At 70.9% G+C, this 3,346-nt stretch carries 2 protein-coding genes; one reads left to right on the forward strand and one right to left on the reverse strand.

The genetic code is table 11. The features are described from left to right. Positions 1-120 precede the first annotated feature (120 nt). Positions 121-1,776: a serine hydrolase gene (locus A7A76_RS16485; RefSeq protein ID WP_206412214.1), complete on the forward strand. Its 1,656-nt coding sequence runs from the start codon at positions 121-123 to the stop codon at positions 1,774-1,776. 521 nt (positions 1,777-2,297) lie between these two features. Here the strand turns inward: A7A76_RS16485 and A7A76_RS16490 are convergent. Beyond that, positions 2,298-3,209, reverse strand: a complete 912-nt coding sequence (locus A7A76_RS16490) for a LysR substrate-binding domain-containing protein (protein ID WP_206412215.1) — start codon at positions 3,207-3,209, stop codon at positions 2,298-2,300. Between the last annotated feature and the right edge of the window lie 137 nt (positions 3,210-3,346).

A 3,346-nucleotide genomic window follows, 5' to 3' on the forward strand; every position in this document is an offset into this window, starting at 1 on the left:
CCGGGTGCGGCGGCGCCCCGCGCCTGGCCGCGGCCGTCGCTGCAGGCATGGCGGCCGGCTCTGGCGCCGCATCGCCGCTTGCGCCACAGTCCTGAGCTTTCAGAATCGCCAGGACTACCGATGCGAGCCAACGACTGGAAGGCGCAAGGCGCCGGACTGCTGATCTGCCTGAGCGCCGCCGGCGCGTGCGCGCAGGCGCCCGCCGCCGCGGCGGCGCCCGCGCAGCCGCCGCTGCCGGAGCAGCTGCAGGATTTCGACGCCTATGTCGAAGCGGTGCGCAAGCAGTTCGAGGTGCCCGGCATCGCCGTGGCCATCGTCCAGGACGGCCGCATCGTGCTCGAGCGCGGCTACGGCCTGCGCGAGATCGGCAAGCCCGAGCCGGTCGACGCCCACACCCTGTTCGCGATCGCCTCCAACACCAAGGCCTTCACCGCCGCCTCGCTGTCGATGCTGGCCGACGAGGGCAAGCTGAGCCTGGACGACCGGGTGATCGACCACCTGCCGTGGTTCCGCATGGCCGACGCCTACGTGACCCAGGAGATGCGCCTGCGCGACCTGCTCGCCCACCGCAGCGGCCTGGGCCTGGGCGCGGGCGACCTGCTGTACTGGCCGGGCACCGACTACAGCAACGAAGAAGTGGCGCGGCGCCTGGCCCACGTGCCGCTGTCCGGCGGTTTCCGCGGCCAGTACGCCTACGACAACATCCTCTACGGCGTGGCCCAGCTGGTGGTGGAGAAGGCCAGCGGCCAGAGCTACCGCGACTTCCTCGCCCAGCGCATCTTCAAGCCGCTGGGCATGGATGAGACCCGCTACAACGCCGACGCCCTGCGCGCGGGCGACAACGTCGCCAGCGGCCACGCCAAGGCCGACTTCAAGGATCTGCAGGTCGCCCCGCGCATGACCTGGTCGAACGTGGCCGGCGCCGGCGGCCTGTATTCCTCGGTGCACGACATGAGCAAGTGGATGCGGGTGCAGCTCGACGGCGGCGTGTACGCGCGCGACGGCGAGAAGGAACAGCGCCTGTTCAGCGCCAGGCGCCAGCGCGAGATGTGGTCGGTGGTGACGCCGATGCCGATCGCCGAGCCGGCGGTGCCGGAACTGGCGCCGGCCAAGCCCAATTTCGCCGGTTATGGCGAGGGCTGGCAGCTCACCGATTACCGCGGCGAGAAGTTGGTCTGGCACACCGGCGGCTGGCCGGGCATGGTCTCGCGGGTGACCCTGGTGCCGGCGCGCAAGCTCGGCGTGGTGGTGCTGACCAACGCCGAGCTCGGCGGCGCGTTCCAGGCGGTGACGATGCGCGCGCTCGATGCGTTCCTGGCCGCGCCGAAGACCGACTGGAACGCGGCCTATGCCGCGGCGCTGGCCAAGAACCGCGGCAAGGCCGACGACGACTGGGCCAAGCACCTCAAGGCGCGCGACGCCAAATCCAGGCCTTCGCTGCCGTTGTCGGGCTACGCCGGCGCCTACCGCGACCCGTGGTACGGCGATGTCGTCGTCGAACAGACCGGCGCCAGGCTGCGGGTGCGCTTCGGCCGCACCAAGGACCTGACCGGCGAACTCAGCCACTGGCAGCACGACACCTTCATCGTGCGCTGGGACCAGCGCTGGCTCAACGCCGACGCCTTCCTCAACTTCGCCCTGACCCCGGACGGCAAGGTGCGCGAGCTGCGCATGGAGGCGATTTCGCCGCTGACCGATTTCAGCTTCGACTTCCAGGACCTGCGGCTGACGCCGCTGGCCAAGGGCGAGGGCGACGGCGCCGCCAAGGCGCATTGAGCGTTGCGCGCGGACGTGGGGTAGGGGGAACGGCCGCCGCCGGCGTTACTAGCTGAGACTGGCTTCCAGTCTCAGCGCCGGCATTTCTCCAGGTGACGGCGCCATGCTCGTGGCGACGCGGTACCGTGACCGCTGAGCCACTTCCGGCCCCGCACCGCGGCGCTACGCGGTGCGGGGCCACCTTCGCGGGGCGGCGCTGGGTTCGCGCGTGGCCGGCGCTTGCGGTTTCAGGGGCTTTTGGGGTGTGTCGCGATGAAGCCCTGGATCCGCGCGTTCGCGGGGATGACGGTGGGTGGTGGCGCGCATTTTCCGGAGATTTCATTCCCACGCCGATGCAGGCGCTTGGCTCTCGTCGCGTCGGGGCCGGCGCTTGCGGCTTCAGTGGCTGGGAGTTGTGTTGCGATGAAGCCCTGGATCCCCGCGTTCGCGGGGATGACGGTGGGTGGTGGCGCGCATTTTCCGGAGATTTCATTCCCGCGCCGGATGACGGTAGGGAGTGGTGGCGTGTGTGCGGGGCGGCTTCATTCCCACGCCGATTCGCCGCCGCGCGGCGCGAGCCGGGCGGCGACGAAATCCAGGAAACAGGCGATGCGCGAGGCCAGCTGGGTGTTGCGGTAGTAGACCGCGTTGATCGGCTGGCGCACGTCGAGGGTGCGGTCGGCGAACAATTGCACCAGCGCGCCGTCGCGGCGGTCGCGGCGGGTCATGAAGTCGGACAGGCAGACGATGCCTTCGCCGGCCAGGGCGAGCTGGCGCAGGGTTTCGCCGCTGGAGGCGTGCAGGTCGGCGGCGATGTCGAGTTCGTTGCCGTGGGCGTCGCGCAGCGGCCAGCGGTTGAGGGTCTGGGTCGGGGCGAAGCCGAGCAGGGTGTGGCCGGCGAGTTCGGCGACCTCGCGCGGGGTGCCGCGCGCGGCCAGGTAGGCGGGGCTGGCGAGCACGCGCAGGCGGCTGCTCGGCAGCGGCCGCGCGTGCAGGGTCGAATCGGTGAGCTGGCCGATGCGGATCGCCACGTCGGTGCGCTGTTCGAGCAGGTCGATGATCTGGTCGTTGGTGTTGAGTTCGAGTTCGACCTGCGGATAAGCGCGGCGGAAGTCGCCGACCAGGGGCACGATCGCATGCAGCATGAACGGCGAGGCGGCATTGACCCGCAGCCGCCCGGCCGGCTGCTGGCGACGCAGCGCCAGCGCTTCCTCGGCGTCCTCGACGCTGGCCAGGATCGCCCGCGCCCGCGCCAGCATCGCCTCGCCTTCCTCGGTCAGCTCCAGCCGGCGCGTGGTCCGGCGCAGCAGGGTGGTGTCGAGCTTTTCCTCCAGCCGGCTCAGCGCGCGGCTCACGCCGGAGACGGTCTGGTCCAGCGCCTGCGCGGCGGCGGTGATCGAGCCGGTGTCGACCACGCTGACGAAGGCGAGCAGTTCGTCGAGGGTGAGTTTCATCGCCGCATTCTAGGCCCGCGGCGCAGGGGTTTCGGAATCCCGCGGCGTGCGGCGCATCGAGCCGCCGTCGCCCGCGCCGCCGCGCATCCACCTGCCGCCTTCCCGCCAAAGGGAGGAACCAGGTTCACCGTATCGAG

It is taken from the genome of Lysobacter enzymogenes (assembly GCF_017168095.1).
In the GTDB taxonomy this organism is placed as follows: Bacteria; Pseudomonadota; Gammaproteobacteria; order Xanthomonadales; family Xanthomonadaceae; genus Lysobacter; species Lysobacter enzymogenes_D.

What these genes read in the sequence shown, in the direction of transcription:
- A7A76_RS16485 (WP_206412214.1), top strand. Translation starts at nt 121, where the DNA reads ATGCGAGCCAACGACTGGAAGGCGCAAGGCGCCGGACTGCTGATCTGC.
- A7A76_RS16490 (WP_206412215.1), bottom strand. Translation starts at nt 3,209, where the DNA reads ATGAAACTCACCCTCGACGAACTGCTCGCCTTCGTCAGCGTGGTCGAC.